The organism is Ehrlichia chaffeensis str. Arkansas (genome assembly GCF_000013145.1).
Lineage (GTDB): Bacteria > Pseudomonadota > Alphaproteobacteria > Rickettsiales > Anaplasmataceae > Ehrlichia > Ehrlichia chaffeensis.
Genome location: NC_007799.1, coordinates 924414 through 945280, shown reverse-complemented (window position 1 = coordinate 945280; position 20867 = coordinate 924414). Strand labels below are relative to the sequence as shown.

The 20867-nt window shown below is 31.4% G+C and carries 16 protein-coding genes, 3 tRNA genes and 1 rRNA gene; 15 read left to right on the top strand and 5 right to left on the bottom strand.

The features are described 5' to 3' along the window. Positions 1-37: 37 nt before the first annotated feature. The 5 genes from ECH_RS03790 to ECH_RS03770 all read left to right on the top strand — a co-directional run bounded on the left by ECH_RS03790 (position 38) and on the right by ECH_RS03770 (position 5459). Entirely contained in the window at positions 38-1324 is a 1287-nt protein-coding gene (locus ECH_RS03790; RefSeq protein WP_011452894.1) for a 3-phosphoshikimate 1-carboxyvinyltransferase, read from the top strand. A 230-nt stretch (positions 1325-1554) separates the two neighbouring features. Beyond that, positions 1555-3062: ribosomal RNA gene (locus ECH_RS03785) — 16S ribosomal RNA — on the top strand. 163 nt (positions 3063-3225) lie between these two features. Further along, entirely contained in the window at positions 3226-3612 is a 387-nt protein-coding gene (sdhC, locus tag ECH_RS03780) for a succinate dehydrogenase, cytochrome b556 subunit (protein ID WP_006010731.1), read from the top strand. Between the two features lie 12 nt (positions 3613-3624). Next, complete coding sequence (gene sdhD, locus ECH_RS03775; RefSeq protein ID WP_006010742.1) at positions 3625-3981, top strand: succinate dehydrogenase, hydrophobic membrane anchor protein; 357 nt, start codon at positions 3625-3627, stop codon at positions 3979-3981. A 215-nt stretch (positions 3982-4196) separates the two neighbouring features. Continuing rightward, on the top strand, positions 4197-5459 hold the full coding sequence (locus ECH_RS03770; protein WP_011452893.1) for a hypothetical protein: 1263 nt from the start codon (positions 4197-4199) through the stop codon (positions 5457-5459). 678 nt (positions 5460-6137) lie between these two features. On the opposite strand, the gene thiD is transcribed toward ECH_RS03770, so the two are convergent. Next, on the bottom strand, positions 6138-6947 hold the full coding sequence (gene thiD, locus ECH_RS03765) for a bifunctional hydroxymethylpyrimidine kinase/phosphomethylpyrimidine kinase (RefSeq protein ID WP_006010735.1): 810 nt from the start codon (positions 6945-6947) through the stop codon (positions 6138-6140). Continuing rightward, positions 6940-7596 carry a DnaA ATPase domain-containing protein gene (locus ECH_RS03760; RefSeq protein ID WP_006010737.1) on the bottom strand — a complete coding sequence of 219 codons (657 nt, stop codon included), beginning with the start codon at positions 7594-7596 and terminating at the stop codon, positions 6940-6942. The genes thiD and ECH_RS03760 overlap by 8 nt, the downstream gene beginning before the upstream one ends. 328 nt (positions 7597-7924) lie before the next feature. Between ECH_RS03760 and rpsD the strand changes: the two genes are divergently transcribed. From rpsD to iscX, 4 genes are all read left to right on the top strand, one after another. Continuing rightward, a complete protein-coding gene (gene rpsD, locus ECH_RS03755; RefSeq protein WP_006010739.1) occupies positions 7925-8533 on the top strand; it encodes a 30S ribosomal protein S4 in 609 nt (202 codons plus the stop codon). 7 nt (positions 8534-8540) lie between these two features. Next, positions 8541-8629: transfer RNA gene (locus ECH_RS03750), tRNA-Leu, on the top strand. Positions 8630-9051: 422 nt separating this feature from the next. After that, a complete protein-coding gene (locus ECH_RS03745) occupies positions 9052-10173 on the top strand; it encodes an AI-2E family transporter (protein WP_044148133.1) in 1122 nt (373 codons plus the stop codon). A gap of 688 nt (positions 10174-10861) precedes the next feature. Next, the gene (gene iscX / locus ECH_RS03740) at positions 10862-11062 is read left to right on the top strand and encodes a Fe-S cluster assembly protein IscX (RefSeq protein ID WP_006011805.1); all 201 of its coding nucleotides are present in this window, start codon (positions 10862-10864) and stop codon (positions 11060-11062) included. A gap of 35 nt (positions 11063-11097) precedes the next feature. Here the strand turns inward: iscX and ECH_RS03735 are convergent, their stop codons facing one another. The 3 genes from ECH_RS03735 to ECH_RS03725 all read right to left on the bottom strand — a co-directional run bounded on the left by ECH_RS03735 (position 11098) and on the right by ECH_RS03725 (position 13581). After that, positions 11098-12219 (bottom strand): hypothetical protein, encoded by a 1122-nt coding sequence (locus ECH_RS03735; protein WP_226988395.1) that lies wholly within the window; start codon positions 12217-12219, stop codon positions 11098-11100. 65 nt (positions 12220-12284) lie between these two features. Then, positions 12285-13073: a GNAT family N-acetyltransferase gene (locus ECH_RS03730; RefSeq protein ID WP_044147686.1), complete on the bottom strand. Its 789-nt coding sequence runs from the start codon at positions 13071-13073 to the stop codon at positions 12285-12287. 1 nt (position 13074) lies between these two features. Further along, a complete protein-coding gene (locus ECH_RS03725; RefSeq protein ID WP_011452888.1) occupies positions 13075-13581 on the bottom strand; it encodes a phosphatidylglycerophosphatase A family protein in 507 nt (168 codons plus the stop codon). A 499-nt stretch (positions 13582-14080) separates the two neighbouring features. Between ECH_RS03725 and ECH_RS03720 the strand changes: the two genes are divergently transcribed. The 6 genes from ECH_RS03720 to lon all read left to right on the top strand — a co-directional run bounded on the left by ECH_RS03720 (position 14081) and on the right by lon (position 20089). After that, positions 14081-14153: transfer RNA gene (locus ECH_RS03720), tRNA-Lys, on the top strand. A gap of 181 nt (positions 14154-14334) precedes the next feature. After that, positions 14335-14416, top strand: a tRNA-Leu gene (locus ECH_RS03715). Positions 14417-14444: 28 nt separating this feature from the next. Then, positions 14445-15764 (top strand): trigger factor, encoded by a 1320-nt coding sequence (tig, locus tag ECH_RS03710; RefSeq protein WP_011452887.1) that lies wholly within the window; start codon positions 14445-14447, stop codon positions 15762-15764. Between the two features lie 70 nt (positions 15765-15834). Further along, positions 15835-16434 carry an ATP-dependent Clp endopeptidase proteolytic subunit ClpP gene (clpP, locus tag ECH_RS03705; RefSeq protein WP_011452886.1) on the top strand — a complete coding sequence of 200 codons (600 nt, stop codon included), beginning with the start codon at positions 15835-15837 and terminating at the stop codon, positions 16432-16434. Positions 16435-16450: 16 nt separating this feature from the next. Next, entirely contained in the window at positions 16451-17671 is a 1221-nt protein-coding gene (gene clpX, locus ECH_RS03700) for an ATP-dependent Clp protease ATP-binding subunit ClpX (RefSeq protein WP_011452885.1), read from the top strand. A gap of 9 nt (positions 17672-17680) precedes the next feature. Continuing rightward, positions 17681-20089, top strand: a complete 2409-nt coding sequence (gene lon, locus ECH_RS03695) for an endopeptidase La (protein ID WP_011452884.1) — start codon at positions 17681-17683, stop codon at positions 20087-20089. Positions 20090-20867: the final 778 nt, after the last annotated feature.

Below are 20867 nucleotides of genomic sequence, written 5' to 3'. Positions count from 1 at the left end.
TTATGATAATTATATCCTGATAGTAGGGGTAATATTTATGGTGATAATATCTGAGAGAATATATCGTATATCTGGCCATGTGAGCGTGCTGAAAGATAGTTTGCTTTCACATGCAACATTAATCTTAGCATCTCAGGTAATAGGTGTCACTAAAATTTATGATATTGTCTTTAACAGCGATATAGCACTTACTATTAAATCTTTAAATTCGCTTGGTATTAAAATTAAATATAATAAAAATAGTAAGATTTGTACTGTAGAAGGAATGGGTGTAGGAGGTTTCCTTTGTTCAAAAGATATATTATGTTTTAATGATCCATCTATTTATATGATAATAGGAAGTTTATCTAATTGTCCTTTTACATCTTTTCTACATGGAGAGGTTAATTTAAATATTAGCAATGTAATGAAGCCATTATTCTTAATGGGTGCGAGATTTATTTCAAATAATAATAAATTACCCGCTGCTTTAGTTGGCTGTATAGACATGTTACCTATAAAATATACGACTAGGGAAGATAGTGTAAAGATGGCAATAATGTTTGCTGCTTTAAATACGTATGGTACCACAACTATAGTTGGTACTACTGCTCAAGATAGCATTGTAAATATGTTACAACGTTTTAATGTTGCGATAGAATGTTTGGTGGATAAAAATTCGGTAATCAGTATATCTGGTCAACGTGAGTTATACTCCAAGAATGTATGTATTCCTAACGATTTTTTTTGTATGTTATCTTTTATAACTGTAGCATTGATTTTAAAGGGGTCAGAAATCACTATATTGGATGTTTTGTTCAATGATAAAATGAAAAATTTTTATAAAATTTTAGTGAAAATGGGGGGAAATCTTTTCTTTCTAAATCAGAGAAAAAATGCAGTGGGAGAAGAAGTTGTAGATCTTGTGGTTAAGGGGAGTGTTCTACAAGGAATTGAGTGGCTGTTCAATGAAAATTTTGATATTGATGAATATTTATTTATAGTGATGATAGCTGCATGTGCTGAAGGTATAACAGTTTTAAGTGGTGTATTAAATAGAACACTTACAGATAAAAGGTTAAGAGTGGTTATTAAGCAATTGATGAAATGTGGGGTAATGATAGAAATAGAAGCAGATCGCTTAATTATTTATGGTCATTCTAATAATATTTTTGATTGTGGTACAGTAGACGCATGTTACGATTTTAAAATTACAGTGTTATTTTTGACCATGGGTATGATTTCTAATAATTTTATTAAAATAAAAAATGCGAGAAAAACAAATGATTTGTTTGCAATAATTGAGTTATTTAATAAACATGGAGCGAAAATTAGAATTGCCTAATTTTTTATTTTAAAATTAATGTTAAAAAATGTATTGACATTAATCATATATTAATTGATAATTCAACCCATGGCTAAGTGTCATAATTGATGAAGTTGTTTGAATAGTTTAAGTTTATAGAATAGAAATAAAGGCGGCGGTGCATATAGCTATATTTATTTATATCATGCATTGACGTATTTTATTTATTTGTTTGCATGAGTCCAAGCCATAATTAATTATGGTTTGTCAAACTTGAGAGTTTGATCCTGGCTCAGAACGAACGCTGGCGGCAAGCCTAACACATGCAAGTCGAACGGACAATTGCTTATAACCTTTTGGTTATAAATAATTGTTAGTGGCAGACGGGTGAGTAATGCGTAGGAATCTACCTAGTAGTATGGAATAGCCATTAGAAATGATGGGTAATACTGTATAATCCCTGCGGGGGAAAGATTTATCGCTATTAGATGAGCCTACGTTAGATTAGCTAGTTGGTAAGGTAATGGCTTACCAAGGCTATGATCTATAGCTGGTCTGAGAGGACGATCAGCCACACTGGAACTGAGATACGGTCCAGACTCCTACGGGAGGCAGCAGTGGGGAATATTGGACAATGGGCGAAAGCCTGATCCAGCTATGCCGCGTGAGTGAAGAAGGCCTTCGGGTTGTAAAACTCTTTCAATAGGGAAGATAATGACGGTACCTATAGAAGAAGTCCCGGCAAACTCTGTGCCAGCAGCCGCGGTAATACGGAGGGGGCAAGCGTTGTTCGGAATTATTGGGCGTAAAGGGCACGTAGGTGGACTAGTAAGTTAAAAGTGAAATACCAAGGCTTAACTTTGGAGCGGCTTTTAATACTGCTAGACTAGAGGTCGAAAGAGGATAGCGGAATTCCTAGTGTAGAGGTGAAATTCGTAGATATTAGGAGGAACACCAGTGGCGAAAGCGGCTATCTGGTTCGATACTGACACTGAGGTGCGAAAGCGTGGGGAGCAAACAGGATTAGATACCCTGGTAGTCCACGCTGTAAACGATGAGTGCTAAATGTGAGGATTTTATCTTTGTATTGTAGCTAACGCGTTAAGCACTCCGCCTGGGGACTACGGTCGCAAGACTAAAACTCAAAGGAATTGACGGGGACCCGCACAAGCGGTGGAGCATGTGGTTTAATTCGATGCAACGCGAAAAACCTTACCACTTTTTGACATGAAGGTCGTATCCCTCCTAATAGGGGGAGTCAGTTCGGCTGGACCTTACACAGGTGCTGCATGGCTGTCGTCAGCTCGTGTCGTGAGATGTTGGGTTAAGTCCCGCAACGAGCGCAACCCTCATCCTTAGTTACCAACAGGTAATGCTGGGCACTCTAAGGAAACTGCCAGTGATAAACTGGAGGAAGGTGGGGATGATGTCAAGTCAGCACGGCCCTTATAAGGTGGGCTACACACGTGCTACAATGGCAACTACAATAGGTCGCGAGACCGCAAGGTTTAGCTAATCCATAAAAGTTGTCTCAGTTCGGATTGTTCTCTGCAACTCGAGAGCATGAAGTCGGAATCGCTAGTAATCGTGGATCATCATGCCACGGTGAATACGTTCTCGGGTCTTGTACACACTGCCCGTCACGCCATGGGAATTGGCTTAACTCGAAGCTGGTGTGCTAACCGCAAGGAAGCAGCCATTTAAGGTTGGGTTAGTGACTAGGGTGAAGTCGTAACAAGGTAGCTGTAGGTGAACCTGCGGCTGGATTACCTCCTTTTAGGCTTTCTTATCTAATGTTATTTTTTAGTAATGTTTTGATAAGCTGCTACGCCGTCTTTATTTCTATTTTGTCTAATTGTTTTGTCTAAATGGTTAAGGGTGTAGTTAATCTTTATCCTGTAATTAGGCATAAATTTCTTTTATTTTTATGAAATTTGATAATGTCAAAAGTTAGGCCTTTATCACCGCATTTACAAATATACAAAGTTGTATATAAGCTTTCTATTATGCATAGGTTTACTGGTATGATACTATTTTTAGGTCTGCTGGTTCTATCATGGGGTTTTATTCTTTCTTTTTTATGTCCTCAAGTAGTATATAGAATTTGTAGTTTTTTTTGTAATTCTTATGTTTCATTATATTCTCTAAAGTTAATAACTTTTATTTGGTTGAATGTATTGTGCTACCATTATATGAATGGTATAAGGCATATTTTCTGGGATTTAGGATTGGGTTTGAGTAAATCTGCGGTGAGAACTACGGGAGTGGTAGTTGTTTTTTTATGTCTAGTCTCATCTTTTATACTTTATAGTTTTTTCTTAAGTTAATGATATAAAATTATGGTTAGTCATTCAGTTTATCATTGGTTAATTCAAAGGGTTACGGCTTTTGTTTTAATTCCTCTTTCTCTGTGGTTTTTATTTAAGGTTCTTGGTGTTATTTCTATAATACTTAAATCTTTTCCAGAACTTCATTTGTCTATTTCAAATATAAGTAATACTGATCTTATTATTTTATTATGCTTTTTTATCTCTGCATTTTATCATGCGGTTCTAGGTGTACAGGTTATATTAGAAGATTATATACATTCTGTTGTGTTAAGAGCATCTGTATTTCTTGTTATTAAAGGAATTGTGATTTTAACTGTGTTGTTTTTAACATTTATAATTTTATATAGTGTACTGTTAGGATATTAATTCTGTTCATTTTTTATATTTAGATGAATAAGGGTTTTGATAGATAATTTCCCTGTGTGTTGTAAGCTAAATATTTTTTATTAGTTTTTATATAATATTTCAATTGTTTTTTATCTTCTTTATGTTCTTTATATTAAATATTTTTGATATTAATTTTTTTACTATTGTATAATATAGTTAAGTAGGTGTTTTTGTAATATTAGTGTTGATAAGATATGTTTAGTAATATTTTTAGGGCTATTAGGGGTGGTGTTAGAGCTATACCATCTACTCCATTGAAGATATTTAATGGTGTACGTACAGTATATGGTTTTTTTGGTGTTATACCAATACTTAGAGCATTTCCTACGTTTGGGGTTAATCAAAAAGTTAAGTGCAGAGCGCTACTACCAGCTTTACATAGAAGTCAAACATGTAAATATATACCAAGTAAATGTCATAATGTAGGATTAAAGATTGAAGGAGATTATTTAATATATAAAGGAAAAAGATATCCAGTTACTCCGTTAACAGGGCCTGACAAAATGCCAATTTTTAATGTGCAAGGACATATGTTATATGCAATAAATACTGCTGGGCTTAGTAATTATGAGGATTTTGAATCTAAAGAAGAGGAAAATAAAGTATTAGTTGTAGCTTTTGATGGAAGTAAATGTGTTGATCCTGTAGGGAAACGTAATAATAGAGATGTCATGTTGAGTAGTGAACATGAAGTTTATCCTTATTCATTTTCTGTTTGTAAATATGAGAATAAAAAGACTAACTTACCACTTTCTTTGCTTATGTTACCCTTTAATTTAGCTGGGTTAGCAATTGGGTGTACAGGTAGAACATTTGGTGCAATATTGTTAGGTGTAGCACGATGTTGTGATAATGTGTCTGCATATATTGCTCAAAGAGTAGATAAAAAAATAATACATACAAGTTCTGGGGTTTTACCAGGTAGGTATAGACCATATGCTGCTACATTATTTATGTTTTTCTTGTCTATTGTTAGTAATAGTTTAACATGTTGTTCATCTTTTGTCAGACATTCTGCTAGTTTGTGCGAAGGTATAATAAGATTCCCTAGTGCCATCACGAATGGTATACATAATCGTAATATGAGATGTTTACCAGTAATGGCGGGGATGTCTGCTATCAGTGATTCAGCTAGGTTATTGTGTTTAGGTATCAGGGATTCAGGTGTAAATTTTGTTAAAACAAGTTTACTATGTAAAGCTAGGTTAGGTGGAGATGAAAAATTTTTGAGAAGTCATGTAAGCGGACAATATGGTTTTATAGTAGATTCTGAGAGAGGTATAGAAGAGCCAAAACAGGAAGAACAGCAGAGTCAGAAGAAGAAAATTAGTCGTAGAGATTTGGAAGCAATAAGTAGACTTGGTGGTGAACTGAGTGAGCAAATTATATGTGGTACGAGTGAGGATATTAATAAAGAATTAAGTAAACAAAAAAGAACATCTGCAAAAACTGTATAACAATCAGATATTATCATAATAAAATTAACTGAATGATAGAATAAGGGTATTATTTATTTTCTGATAACGCTAATAGATTTGCGTATATGTGATTATTAAAAGTATTTGCAACAAAATATTATCACGTAAAACATTTTTTAAACAGGTGTGTAATATTAACAACATAATAAAATATTCTACTTCTGAATCTTTAATATATTTTTTTGCTTTATAGTTTAATGGTTAGACTGTTTATATGCATTAATTAATCTTAAAGTGTGTATGTGGAGGATATTAGTAAAGAACTAAGTAAACAAAAAAGAACATCTACTAGGCTGTATAAAACAGATATTATCATAATAAAATTAACTGAATGATAGAATAAGGGTATTATTTATTTCCTGATAACGGTAATAGATTTGCGTATATGTGATTATTAAAAGTATTTACAACATATTATCACGTAAAACATTTTTAAACAGGTGTGTAATATTAACAACATAATAAAATATTCTACTTCTGAATCTTCAATATATTTTTTTGCTTGATAGTTTAATGGTTGGACTGTTTGTATGTATTATTAATCTTAAAGTGTGTATGTGACAGATAAGACCTGAGTTATTTCGTTAAATTAAGAGCTATAAACTGACAGTGTAAAAATGAAATTTTCTCTATATAAAAGTTATAGATTTTTTTAAATTAAAGGTCACTACTGATTGTATTGTAGTTATGGAAGACAGGATTATTGCCTTTTCCTATTTGTGGTACTATCTTTATGGTATTGAGGATATATTGGATTGCTAGATTTACACTTTCTTGTATTGACATCTTCTGTGCTATAAAACTTGCAATGGCTGACGATAGAGTACAACCTGTGCCATGTAATTCCTTCTTAGATATTCTTTTATGTGAGAAATTTATAATTTGATTTTCTTCTGTTAGTAAAATGTTATTTATAATCTCTTGATTGATGTGTCCTCCTTTAATCAGAACGTGTTTAGTCCCAAGTGATTTTATTATCTTACTTGCTTTTGTCATGTCATTTTGATCTTTTATCTCAATTTGAGCTAAAGCTTCTGCTTCTGGTATATTTGGTGTAATTATTGTTGTTTTTGGAATTATATATTCTATAAAGTCAGAAATTGCACTACTGTCCATTAATCTAAAATTTGATGCCGATACCATTACTGGATCTACAATAATAGGGATATCTGGCAAGGATTGTGCTACTGCTTTTATTGCTTTAGAGGAAGGTAACATACCAATTTTAATGGTGTCTATATTAATGTCAGATAAAACAACTTCTATTTGTTGCTGGATAATATGTTGTGGCATATTATATACACTGTAAACTTGAGTTGTATTCTGTGCTGTTACTGATGTAATACAACTTGCAGCATAACATCCCAATGCTGATATAGTTTTGATATCTGCTTGGATACCAGCACCACCTCCTGAATCAGAACCGGCTATAGTTAATACTCGACCTTTATATTGATGTTTAGTCATTTTTTTCTATTATAGATTTTACAAATGGTATAGTGACGCCATTATTATAGTAAGGTAGGTTTCTGTCTATGCATTTTACTATATTGCTCAAATTTTGAAAAGAACGTTCTGTGTTATTGAGAATATAGTTTATAACTTTTAGTTCTATGTGTATTTGTTTATCAGCAAATAGTTTTATAAGCATAATTTTTAATAATTCTTCATCTGGGTTAGCTAATTTGGCACTCATAGTATGTAATATACGGGATTTTAAATCTTTTGTATGATAGTTGAGTAATGTTGGAGCTATAGAAGAAGTCATTAGTAATAATTTTTTGTTTTCTTTTATATAGTTGTAGTGATGTAACATTGATAGTTCATTATCTATGTTATCTATATTTTCAATTATAAAGGCGTTACCATTTGATATTGTGTCTCCTATATCTTTTTTAGTGTTGATTAGATGTTGGTCAATAAAAATGGCATTTTTAAGTTTTTGCCATATGTGTGCAAGATGGGTTTTACCTGATCCTGATTTTCCATATAGAATGAAGGAGTTCCATTCTTGATTCATTAGCATATTGTATGTTGTTCTGTTTTGCTCTAACAGTATGTAGTCGTGGTAATGGTATGAATAACTATCTTCAAGATCAAATAATGTTAGTTGCATTTATCAATTACCATGTATGAATTTATTTTCATTATAATAGTAATATTGTTGCTGCTGCCATGCTAGTAAATTTAACATATAGGGTAGTTGAATAACTGGTAAGTGGTATAAATTGTGAGAGGGATTATAAATACATTAATTGTGTAAGTACTATGTCATAAATGTATAGTTATGAATTCGTAAAAATACGTTGACATGTATTGATAAAGTTATGATACTAAAATCTATGCAGTTTTGTATTTGCAAGACTGATATGTTTACATCATGTTATATTAAGAGTATTTTTAGTACTCGTGTATTGTTTTAAGTTGTTTATAAATAAGGGTATATGGTAATACAGAGAAAATATAGAGCAAGTCGTAGGTTAGGTGTAAATCTTTGGGGTAGATCTAAGGATCCATTTAATACAAGGAATTATCCTCCTGGTCAGCATGGCGGTATGGGTTATAAGAAACCTTCTGACTTTGGTAAGCAGTTTGCAGCGCATAAGAAATTTAAGTTTTATTATGCTATAAATAGTAAGCAAATGCGTAATATTTTCTTGAAAGCTTATAAGAAAAGAGGCGATACTGGTGATAATTTTGTTGGATTATTGGAATCTAGGTTATCGAGTGTTTTGTATAATTCTGGGCTTGTACCAACTATTTTTTCTGCAAGGCAGCTAATATCCCATAAACATGTTTTGGTTAACGGTAAAACAGTAAATATATCTAGCTATGTTGTGAAAGTAGGTGATGTAGTTACACTAAAAGAAAAAGCAAAAAATTTACCTGCAGTTGTTTTTGCAGTGCAATCTCAAGAGCAAAAGGTACCTGACTACTTAGAAGTCGATACTCAAGAAAAATCTATAAGATATTTGAGGGTACCTAAGTATTGTGAAGTACCGTATCCAGCAACTATGGAAGTTAATTTGGTAATAGAGTTCTACTCTAGGTAGTCTGTAGGCCCACGTGGCGGAATCGGTAGACGTTGCGGACTTAAAATCCGTTGATCAATTAAGATCGTGGGAGTTCAAGTCTCCCCGTGGGCACCATTTTTACTAATGTTCTTCATACATCGAGTTGGGTTTTGATCTGGTGGTATTTACTAAACTGATTCCCACTTCAACTTATCATTTGAAACTTCTTTAACTATATAACTATTCAGCATATTACAATACTCTTACTGATACTTAAAGTGTGGATAGATGGACTTAAACCCCTAGAAGTTTCCTTACTAGGACTTAAACCTAGCACGTCTACCAATTTTGCTGTATCCGCACAAAAATCATCTCTAAAGTAATGTCAGAAAGCATTTTTTTTTCTTATTACGATATTTGTATAGTGAGCAAGAGTTAGAGTAATAATTGTTAAATGTGGTAGAGTTTTTTAATAACCCAGGCTAGTAAGTGGATAATATATCTATGCAAAAAATACTAAAATAGTATAATACCTAAAAATGCATGTGCATAGACTAATGAGCGATCAATTTTGCAAGCTAATTAATAGGTATGTAACACGTAGTGTTATTGTACTAGCAATTGTTTTGGTGATGTTTGTTATTAAACCTGTACTTGCTCCGTGTTGTACTGCTATGATAATGGCTTATCTTCTTAATCCATTGGTGGATAAGTTACAAAGATTTAAACTATCAAGGCAACTATCTGTTGCTATAATTTTGCTATCTTCGTTGTGTGTAATTATAGCATTTTTGGTCAGTTTTATTCCCCTTGCTTATTCTCAGTTGTTATCACTTATAAAGTTTCTTATGGAAAAAGTGCCATTGATTCATAAAGACAGTATCATTTCTCTCCTTCAGAAATATAATATGATTGATTATGAAGAAGTATCGGATGCAATAAAGTTGCCGCAAGCGTCTTTAAAAAGTTTGTTGCATTACGAAAACATTAAACCTCTTGTAAGTATTTTTGGAAATTTTCTAAAAAATTTAGATGGTATATTGTTTAGTGCAATAAATTCTAGTATAAGCATTAGTTATACAATTTCTATAATATTAATAACTCCTCTATTATTATTTTATATATTATGTAACTGGCCATCGATTGTTGAATCTGCTGATGCACTAGTTCCTGTAAAATATCAAAGTATTGCTAGATTATATACAAAAAAAATAGACCAAGTAATTTCAGCTTATATTAGAGGCCAATTAAGTGTATGTTTTATCATGGCTGTATACTACATTATATGTTTTAGTTTGGTGAAGTTAAAGTATTTTTTAATTATAGGTTTTGTATCGGGAATCATGACTTTTATTCCATATATAGGACCTATTTCATGTGCAATATTGAGTTCCATTACAACAATGTTACAGTTTAATGATTGGACGATGTGTGGAGTGGTAGTGACAATGTTCATTGTTGGACAGTTAGTTGAGTCGAATATTATTACTCCATTATTAATAGGAAAACGGGTAGATATACATCCTATATGGATAATTATTGGAATGATAACATGTGGATCACAAATTGGATTTACAGGGGTATTATTGTCAATTCCTATAACAGCAATAGTTGGTGTATTTGTAAGAGCACTTATAGCCCACTATATGGGTAGTAAATTTTATAATAATGCTGATTGAGAAACCATTGTGATAAATATAGTTAAAGGATAAGAAAACCTATAAATATTAGTAGCTATAGTTTTATAGAGATGTGTGTTTATAATTATCTAAAGTTATGTATAGTGTTCATATGAAGAAAAGTTAGATTGTTTATTTTGTATACCTGAAATGATGTGTCAGTTTGTTATAGGGTTATTGTTTTGTTATTTGTATGTTTGTTTTAGGTATTTGGGATGTATATGATGATATTTTTCTTAGATTAAGCATGAACGTTTGATTTGAGTGATTTTACAATAAATGCTCTATTATGTTTAGTTAGAACACGAAGTTGTATATTATTATATAATGCTGAAGTGGGGTATTATTGTGAGGTTTAATAATCTAATTAATGAATCTATATAGTTATAATTCATCATGCAAGTTATTCCTTAAATATTACTTAAATGCTCTGTTATGTTTAGTTAGAACACGAGGTTGTATGTTATTATGTAATGCTGAAGTGGGGTATTATTGTGAGGTTTAATAATCTAATTAATGAATCTATACAGTGTAATTCATCATGCGAGATGTTTTTAAATATTACTTACTTGCTATTTTTACCTTTATCGAAATATATTTTGTGTTTTAGTATATTGCAGTGTAGTTTACTTTATATTTTTGTAGTATATAATGCAATGATTGTTATAATCTCAGGTAGAGTGTTTATATGAAATGGAATAATGTTGATAGTATTGCTATATCTTTAGAGGACCATTACCCGGAACATGATATATTCAATACTAGATTTACAGAGTTGCGTTTAATGATTTTAGGGTTACCAGGTTTTGATGACGATGATAATGGGTGTAACGAAAAGATTCTTGAATCTATACAGTTGTCTTGGTATGAGGAGCGTCAAAATAAATAAAGGATTGGAAGCGTTGGTTTCAAAATAAAGCAATATTATTTGTTGTATATAAAGGTTAATTCTTGTTTAAAGTTTGGGATTACTATAATTTTTAAAGTAGTATTGTCTTTTAATACCATAGTTCCGTGGTATGGTTCAGTAATTTGTTTAAATATTTCATATTGTTGTTGGTTTATTAAGTCAAATTTTTCTTTGTCTAAGAGGTTACTATCTTCGTATATTTTTTGCAAAATACTTGAGTAGTTTGGATGAGTATCTAGCCATGAAGAATTTAACTGCCAAAATTTTGTGAAAATTCTGTTGTAAAATATAATTGATCCATCTCTATTGTATATTGCCACGGCATTTGGAAGGTTGTTTAATAAGTTTTTTTGTAGGGTAGTATAATTTTTTAGTTCTTGAGCAAAATAATTAAGTCGTGTGATATCTTCTCCATATCCAATAAATTCATTTGAGTTTTTAATTGGGATTTCTACCATGTTGTATAGCTTTCTTTCATTATTGATGATAGCGTATTGTATTTTTTGACTAATTTTGTTGTTCTTTTTATTGATAAGTCGTGTATTGTGGGCTGTGTCTATGTTTAAGTTGTGTTGTACAAGTTCAGAATAAAATAGATTCTTAGTCTTAATTTTGGAATCTTTCCCTCTTTTCCATAGTGGATATGGTAAGTTGTTTAATATGTCAGTGTAGTTTAGTAGGTTCTCTTTTAATTTTGTATTTTCATATTCTAAGCTTGTTATTGATAATTTATAGTTTGTTATATTTTGTACCCACAGCAAGACTCCTATGATTTGTCCATTAGTGTCGACTATACTTTGCCCATAACAAGAACAATAAATTTCTGTATCTTGTCCTTTTAAGTCTATAGTAAAAGATTTGTTAACTTTTTTAGCTTCAGTAAACTTTTTTTGTAGTTCTTTTGATTCTTCAAAAAAGTCAGCAAATTCGTCAAAAGAATAGAATACAGTGTTAAGTAAAATTTGTAGGTTCGGAGAAAATTTTTCTATACGCCGTTTTTCATCCCAAAGGTAGAACCCATCTCCTAAAGTTGATAATAAACTGTTAATAAGATTATTATTATGTTTTAGAGCACAAATGTTGATGTTAGCACGATAATAAGCATTGATTAATAAACCTAAAACAAATATTAACAAAAAAATGGTAATGTAAGTAAACATAATAATGTATCTTCTTAATCTGTTATAATTCTAGTAAATTCCTACACCAAAGATGTGTATAAAGACAAACTACCAAGCATTTTGAATCCTAATCTTTTATATAGATTTACAGAAGGTTTCATACATTGAGCTACTGCATAAGAACAATTGTATTGGTTTTTTGCTATTTTTATTCTTTCTAATACCATTTGGCTTGCTATCCCTTTATTACGATATTCGGGAAGTACACCATCACTATAAAATCCCACAACTTTATCTTGTACATACATTCCACATATACCTACTTTAATGTTATCACACTTTGTTAAGAAAAACTTTAATTTAGAATTATTGATATCATGATGGTTAGCTAACCCTCTTAAGAAAGTTGCCACTTCATTTTTTTGACTATAAAATACTCTTAAGGCAATGTCATCTAGTTCTAATAACTTTTCTTTATTATTTACAATATCTAGCGTAATGTTTGGGCCTTTTGTGGGCGGCATAATGTAATTTTCTATGTTTGCAAGAGCTTTTTTAGGAAGACTGACGCTTATTAAGCCTAGTTTTTCAAGAGTCATTTTTAATTTTTTCATGTGAGAGTCTACTGGCCATGTTGCGTCTATGTTTCTCTTTTTTAAAAATTGTATAACTTCTTTTACAGCCTCTTCATTACATTCATTTGTTGTACTATCGTGAAAAGCAAAGTTAAGTAAGGAACTCTTACTGTTATTGATGGTTAACGTAATGTTTTGAAAGTAATGAATCTCTAGACTTGATGTTTGCATTGTATGTATCATGTAATCTTTTAAGTTACTTGTTACCAAGGAAGAAATATGTTCATTTTCCACTCTAAGTACCTATTTTAGCAATAATAAATATAGTGCATATAGAGGACATAATACCTGCAAGTACGTCATCTAGTATTATGCCGGTAGTGCCAGATATTCTTTCAAGAATATTTATTGGCCATATTTTTGTTATATCGAATATCCTGAATAATATAAAACTTGTAATGAGTATTTTAATATAAAATAATAAATACAAAGTGTTAAATGTCTGAGGTACGTATTGATAATATCTGAAGAAGACTATAGGGATAGAAAATGCTATTAATTGCCCGATGACTTCGTCTATAACAATCTCTTTAGGGTCAACTATATTAGGGTGGTCCAGTAAATATTTTGGAATTGCAAATAAACCCATGATGCCTGTTAATACGATAATTAATATGCCAAATAAATTATTTAATATAATAGCAGGAGAAAGTAGCATTGTAGCAAAACTAGCAATAGTTCCTGGAGCTCTAGTTATATTTCCACATCCAAACCATGTAGCTACTATTGTATATAATTGCATACTACCTCTACATGAAAAAAATAAAAATACTTAAACTATTAAAATAAGCCTAACTTCTTATACAAGAAGTATTAATATGCTAATTACTGATGTTTTAACCAATGATCGTTTACACGGTACTTATAACAATCTGAACTACTGTCTACTGAATTGATGCATGGGCTCTTAATTCTGCGCTCTCTTTTTGAAAAAGTACCACAACTAGATATAGTGCACATTAATATCATAAGAAAAAGAATTTGTAATAATCTCATGTGATGTAACCTTGCAGCATGAAAACTCCGTAATTATGCTAATCTAGCATCCACTTATTGTATAATTTATAGTGTTAATAGTCAAGATTACCGTATTGAAAAAAATATTAAATTAGTTTAATGAAAAATAGGTATTTTATGTTAATACAATGTTAATCAAATAATAAAGTAAAAGGTTACGTGTTTGAATTTGACAAAAGTGTTATCAAAGTTTAGTCTAATTACTTAAGGGTGGTAAATTATAAGATCCCGTAGCTCAGTTGGTAGAGCGATTGACTCTTAATCAGTATGTCGTGTGTTCGAATCACACCGGGATCACTTATTGAAAGTTGTGAATGTTTTATAATGTAGTTAAGTGATCGTTATAATAGGGCTGGTATAATAAAATTATCTCGTATTGTAAAGTCTACTACTTGATTATAAAATCTTGAGAATTATCTGATAAGTGTCTATAATTTGGTGCTTGATAGTTTGTTAATATTGTAGCGATGATTTTTGTGCGGATATGGCGGAATTGGTAGACGTGCTAGGTTTAGGTCCTAGTAAGGAAACTTGTGGGGGTTCAAGTCCCTCTATCCGCACTTTATATATCAGTAAGGGTATTGTAATATGCTGAATAGTTATGTAGTTAGAGAAGTTTCAAATGATAAATTGAAGTGGGAATATGAATTTGCTGTTGATAAAAAGTATTTTTTAGACCAGTTAGATTCTAAGTTGTCAGAGATTGCTATGAATGTAAAGGTACCTGGCTTTAGAGTAGGAAAGGCTTCAATTGATTTAGTAAGGAAAGAATATTTAAATGAAGCTATGACTAGTGTAGTGAAGAAGACTATTGAAAGTACGTCTTCTGATTTTGTTAAAAATAGTAAATTTGGAGAGATAATATCATCGAATATTGATATTGTTTCTTATCCTAGCTATTACTCTGATAATGATAAAGAAGAAGATTTAGTCTATAAACTGAGTTTTGAGGTTATGCCTGAAGCTCCATTAATGGATATTGATAATATAGTTTTAAGCGATATAGAAGTTGATATACAAGAGTGTGATGTCAATGAATTTATAGAAAATTTAAAAAAACAAAGACCTGATTTTGTTATAGTGGATGATCCGGAATATGTAATTCAAGGCAGTGATAAATTAGTTATTGATTATCAAAATAAAATAAAAGGTAAAATCTTGAGAGGCGGTTCTGCCAAGGACTTTGTGTTGGTGTTAGGTAAAGGTGTAGCTTTAAGAGAATTTGAAGATCAGTTGATAGGTATGAAAGTTGGGGAATCTAAAACTTTTCCTCTAACTTTCCCTAACGATTATGGTATGGTACATCTTGCTGGAAAAACTACAGATATGTCAGTTACTGTTAAAAGTGTATATGTTATGAAAGGTATGCGAGATAGTGAAGCTATAGCAAAAGATTATGGCTTTAAAGATGTAGGTCATATGGAAGATTTTGCTAGGAAAAGAATAAAGCAACAATTTGATCAAATGGTTTTCACTATAGTGAAGAAAGAATTATTTGATTATATGGATGCTAACTATGTTATAGATGTACCAGAGTGTGTTGTTACTCAAGAAATTGCAAAAATAAACAAGGAAATACGTGATTCTGGAGAAGATATACAAATTGATGTAGAGAAGGAAGCAATAAAGCGAGTTAAGCTTGGTATGTTACTGATAAAGATGTCTCGTCATAATAATATTACTATTAAAAATGAAGATGTTTTTAGCTTCATACAGAGCAATTATGCTGATTATGGAGTAGATATTGGTAATGTGTTGAAAATGCTGCAATCTAATAAAAATTTTGCTAATTATATTAGTGGGAAAGTACTTGAAGAAAAGGTCATTAACTATATAATAGGGCTGGCCAAAAAGGACAAGAAGGTTATGACAGCTAAAGATATAAGCCTTATGTTTGAGAATATATAGTTGTAAAATTATATTAAATGGATTAGTTTAAGACAGCATTTATAGTGATTGTAAAGAAAAGGAGATGGCTATGACTTTAGTCCCCATGGTAGTTGAACAGACTAGTAGAGGCGAGCGTGCATATGATATATATTCACGATTGTTAAAGGAAAGGATAATCTTCATAACTGGACCGATAGAAGATCAAATGGCAAGTCTAATAGTTGCGCAGCTTATATTTTTAGAATCTGAAAATCCAGAAAAAGAAATATGTATGTATATTAATTCTCCAGGTGGTGTTGTTACAGCTGGGTTATCAATATATGACACTATGCAGTATATAAAACCTAAGGTTTCTACATTATGTTTAGGGCAAGCTGCTTCTATGGGATCTTTGTTATTGGCTGCTGGAGAACCAGGAATGCGTTATGCACTTCCTAATTCTAGGATCATGATCCATCAACCTTCAGGTGGTTTCCAAGGACAAGCAACTGATATAGAAATACATGCTAAAGAGATCTTGGATATTAAGGGTAGGCTTAATGATATTTATGTAAAGCATACAGGAAGAGATTTATCAGAAGTTGTTGCAAATATGGAACGCGATAATTTTATGAGAGCTGAGAAAGCTAAAGATTTTGGTATTATTGATAAAGTTATTGAGAAGCGTCTCGATATTGGGGTAGAGTAATTAAAATTGGAGAGATATGGCAGATAATGAAAAAAATTCTTGTAGCTGTTCTTTCTGCGGAAAGATTCATAGTGAAGTACGTAAGTTAATTGCTGGGCCATCAGTTTTTATTTGTAATGAGTGTATTGATTTATGTAGTGGTATATTACAAGAAGAAAGTAGATCTTATAAAAAGACGGATACTCTTAAGTTAAAACCAAAGGAAATAAAGAAAGTTCTTGATGAGTATGTTATAGGGCAAGAGCACTCAAAAAAAGTTTTATCAGTTGCTGTGTATAATCATTATAAACGTTTATCGAATTTAAGTGTTATTAGTGAAGTTGAGATTTCTAAGTCAAATGTTTTGTTGATTGGACCTACTGGTTCTGGAAAAACATTATTAGCTCGTACTTTAGCTAGAGTTTTACAAGTTCCTTTTGCGATGGCTGATGCTACTACTTTAACGGAAGCAGGGTATGTTGGAGAGGATGTAGAGAATATATTGTTAAAATTATTGCAGGCAGCTAATTTTAATGTTGATGCAGCACAACGTGGCATAATTTATATTGATGAAGTAGATAAAATTTCTAGAAAGTCTGAAAATACTTCTATTACTCGTGATGTATCTGGCGAAGGTGTTCAACAAGCTTTATTGAAAGTTATTGAAGGCACAGTTTCTTCTGTCCCACCTCAAGGTGGTAGGAAGCATCCACATCAAGAGTTTATACAAATAAATACTGATAATATTTTATTTATATTTGGTGGTGCGTTTGATGGTTTAGATAAAATTATAGAATCTCGTCATAGAGGTAGTAGTATGGGGTTTGAAGCGAATGTACAAAAAGTATCAAAGAATAAAGATATTTTTTGTTACACTGAGCCAGAAGATTTAGTGAAGTTTGGTTTAATTCCGGAGTTTGTTGGTAGAATTCCTGTTATTACATCTTTAGGTGAGCTTGATGAGAGTACTTTATGTCGTATTTTAGTTGAACCAAAAAATTCTTTGGTTAAACAATACAAGAAACTTTTTGAAATGGATAATATTAATCTTCAGTTTGATGATAGTGCATTATCAGTAATTGCAAAAAAGGCTGCTGTCAGGAAAACTGGTGCTAGAGGTTTAAGGGCTATTTTAGAAGCATTATTACTTGATTTAATGTTTGAAAGCCCTGGAAGTTCTGATGTGAATCAAGTAGTAATTAGTAAGGAGATGGTTGAAGAGTTGATGGTAAGCTCGCACTTATTTTTAAAACATTAAAGGTATTATATGAAAAATAAAACTTTACTACCAGTACTCACGCTACGTGATACTATAGTATTTCCTCAAGTAGTAATACCGTTATTTGTTGGAAGAGAAAGATCTATTAATGCTTTAGAGTATGCTGCTCAGCATAATAATTGTAAAATTTTATTATTAACTCAAATTGATGGGTCTGTTGATAATCCTACTGCTGATGATTTATATAAAGTAGGAATAGTAGCAGAGGTTGTTCAATTGTTAAGGCTTCCTGATGGTGCTGTCAAAATTTTAATCAAAGGAGAAAGTAGAGCTAAAGCGCTAGAAATTATTGAAGATAATCTGTTTTTTAAAGCATATGTATCTGTTGTACGTGAGGATACAGATTTAGTAATTGATGATAAACTTGAGGCATTAAAAAGATCAGTATTAAGTGAATTTGATAATTGGAATAAATTGAGCAAAAAAATACAAGCAGAAGCTGCAGCATCAATTTATGATATGAAAGAATTAAGTCACTTAGCAGATATTATAGCTTCACATCTAAGTATAAAGATTTCAGATAAACAGATAGTTCTTGAAACTTTCAATGTGACTAAAAGATTAGAGAAAATATATGACTTCTTAAAGCTAGAAATTAGTGTATTAAATGTTCAAAAGAAAATCCGTAACCGTGTTAAATCTCAGTTTGAAACGACTCAAAAAGTGTATTATTTAAATGAGCAGTTAAAAGCTATACAAAAAGAACTAGAGGAAAGTGATAGTTCTAGCGTAGACATAGACTCTGCTAGCGAATTTGAGAAGAGAATAAATTCTACACCACTATCTGATGAAGCTAAAGAACGTCTTATGACCGATTTAAAGAGATATAAAAAGATGAATTTTATGTCTCCTGAAGCTAATATAATATCTAGCTATCTTCATTGGGTTCTTGATTTGCCATGGGGTAAATATTCAAATTCAAAAATTAACATGAGTAATTCCATAAAAATTTTAGATAATAATCATTATGGAATGGATAAAATAAAAGAAAGAATTTTGGAATTTTTAGCTGTTTTAAAGCGTCTTAAAAAGCCTAAAGGCCCTATATTATGTTTAGTTGGACCTCCTGGTGTGGGTAAAACATCGCTTGCTAGGTCAATTGCTGAGGCAACGGGTAGAAATTTTATACATATGTCTTTAGGGGGAATACATGATGAATCAGAAATAAGGGGACATCGTAGAACTTACGTAGGGGCGATGCCAGGTAAGATTATTAAAGAAATGAAGAAAGCAAAAACATGTAATCCCTTATTCCTTTTAGATGAAATAGATAAAATAGGTTCTGATTTCCGAGGAGATCCTACAGCTGCATTGCTTGAGGTATTAGATCCTGAGCATAATAAGCATTTTGTTGATCACTACATAGAGGTAGAGTTTGATCTTTCGAATGTTATGTTTATTGCGACAGCAAATACTTTAAACTTAAGTAAGCCGTTAATTGACCGTATGGAGATAATCAATATATCTGGATATACGGAGAATGAGAAGTTAGAAATTGCTAAAACGCATCTAATACCAAAGTTATATAAAGATCATGGGTTACAGGAAAAAGAATGGAGCATTTCTGATAATGCAATATATCATCTTATAAGGATGTATACTAGAGAAAGTGGTGTACGAAGTTTTAAGAGAGAGATTGCTAGCCTTATGAGGAAAGCAGTAAAGGAAATATTAGTTAATAAGGAAGTAAAAAGTATCTGTGTAGATATGGATAATATCGAAAAGTATGCAGGTGTGCGAAAATTTTCTTTCGGTGTAATAGAAGAAGAAGATCTAGTAGGTATGGTTACAGGGTTAGCCTATACTGATTCAGGAGGGGATATATTAACAATAGAATCGGTGTTAATGTCTGGTAAAGGTGAAGTAAAATATACTGGTAAGTTAGGTGAAATAATGCAGGAATCTGTCAAAGCTGCATATAGTTATGTACGTTCTAGATGCTTAAATTTTGGAATAAATCCTAAGAAGTTTTTAGAAAATGATATACATGTTCATGTTCCTGAGGGTGCTGTTCCTAAAGATGGTCCATCAGCAGGGATAGCTATGTGTACTTCTATTGTATCATTGATGACTAATATTCCAGTAAAGAATACTGTTGCTATGACTGGTGAAGTAACTTTAAGGGGAAGAGTTCTTCCTATTGGTGGTTTACGTGAAAAGTTATTAGCTGCATTAAGAAGTGGTATCAAAACTGTTATATTACCATCTAGAAATGAAAAAGATATTGTAGAGATTCCAGATAATATTAAGGAAGGATTAGAACTAGTTTTTGTATCTAATGTTGATGAAGTAATTAGTGCAGCCTTAACGCGGCAGATTGTTGATATTGTAAAGCAAGATCACATTGTAACGCAGGATATGGTTGAAATTGATGATTTAGATGCAGTGCAACATTAGAGTGCATGTATATTTTGCTTATGAATATTGATTTTGATTGTCGTTTTAGTATTGTAATAAGTAACTTATAAGTTAAATGATAAGTAGTGATATCATACAATGATAGAGTTGAGAATTTGAGGCAACAACATATATTTTTGTGGTCTATACGATGTGAAATATTCAATGTAATGACCTGCTATTAATAGGTTTGTGTGTTGTTGTTTAGTGCAGTATTGGATAATTTTGTAAGTTAAAGTAATTGGTGTAATATAAATCCATATTGGCCCAACATAGTGGTTTTTCGTTCAACAAATTATAATTATTGTTTAGTATAGAAAATGGCTATTATAAGTGTAATGACCTATTTATCTAATTTATTGTTATAGTTAAAATATGCGTTTTAACAAGTGCTGTTAGTAGGTTTGTGGGCTATTGTTTGTGCAGTATTGGATAGTTTTATAAATTAAAGTAATTGGTATAATATAAATCCATATAGTTTCGACATAGTAATTTTTCGTTCAACAAACTATAATTATGTTTAGTATAGAAATAGCTATTATAATTGAGAATATTGAAATCTGATTAAAACTTGAATTGCTGTTTATAATAGTAGGTGGCTTTGTAAGTTAAGTTTATAAGTATTTAATGTGGAAAGTGTTGTGGATATATTATAAAACTACAATTAGTAAATTTACTTAGTTTACTATGTTTGTGTAGGTATAAATAGTGTATAGTCTGATAAGGTATATTTAAATTGTTTTATTCTTGATGGTATAACAGTTAAGTATGTTAGGAT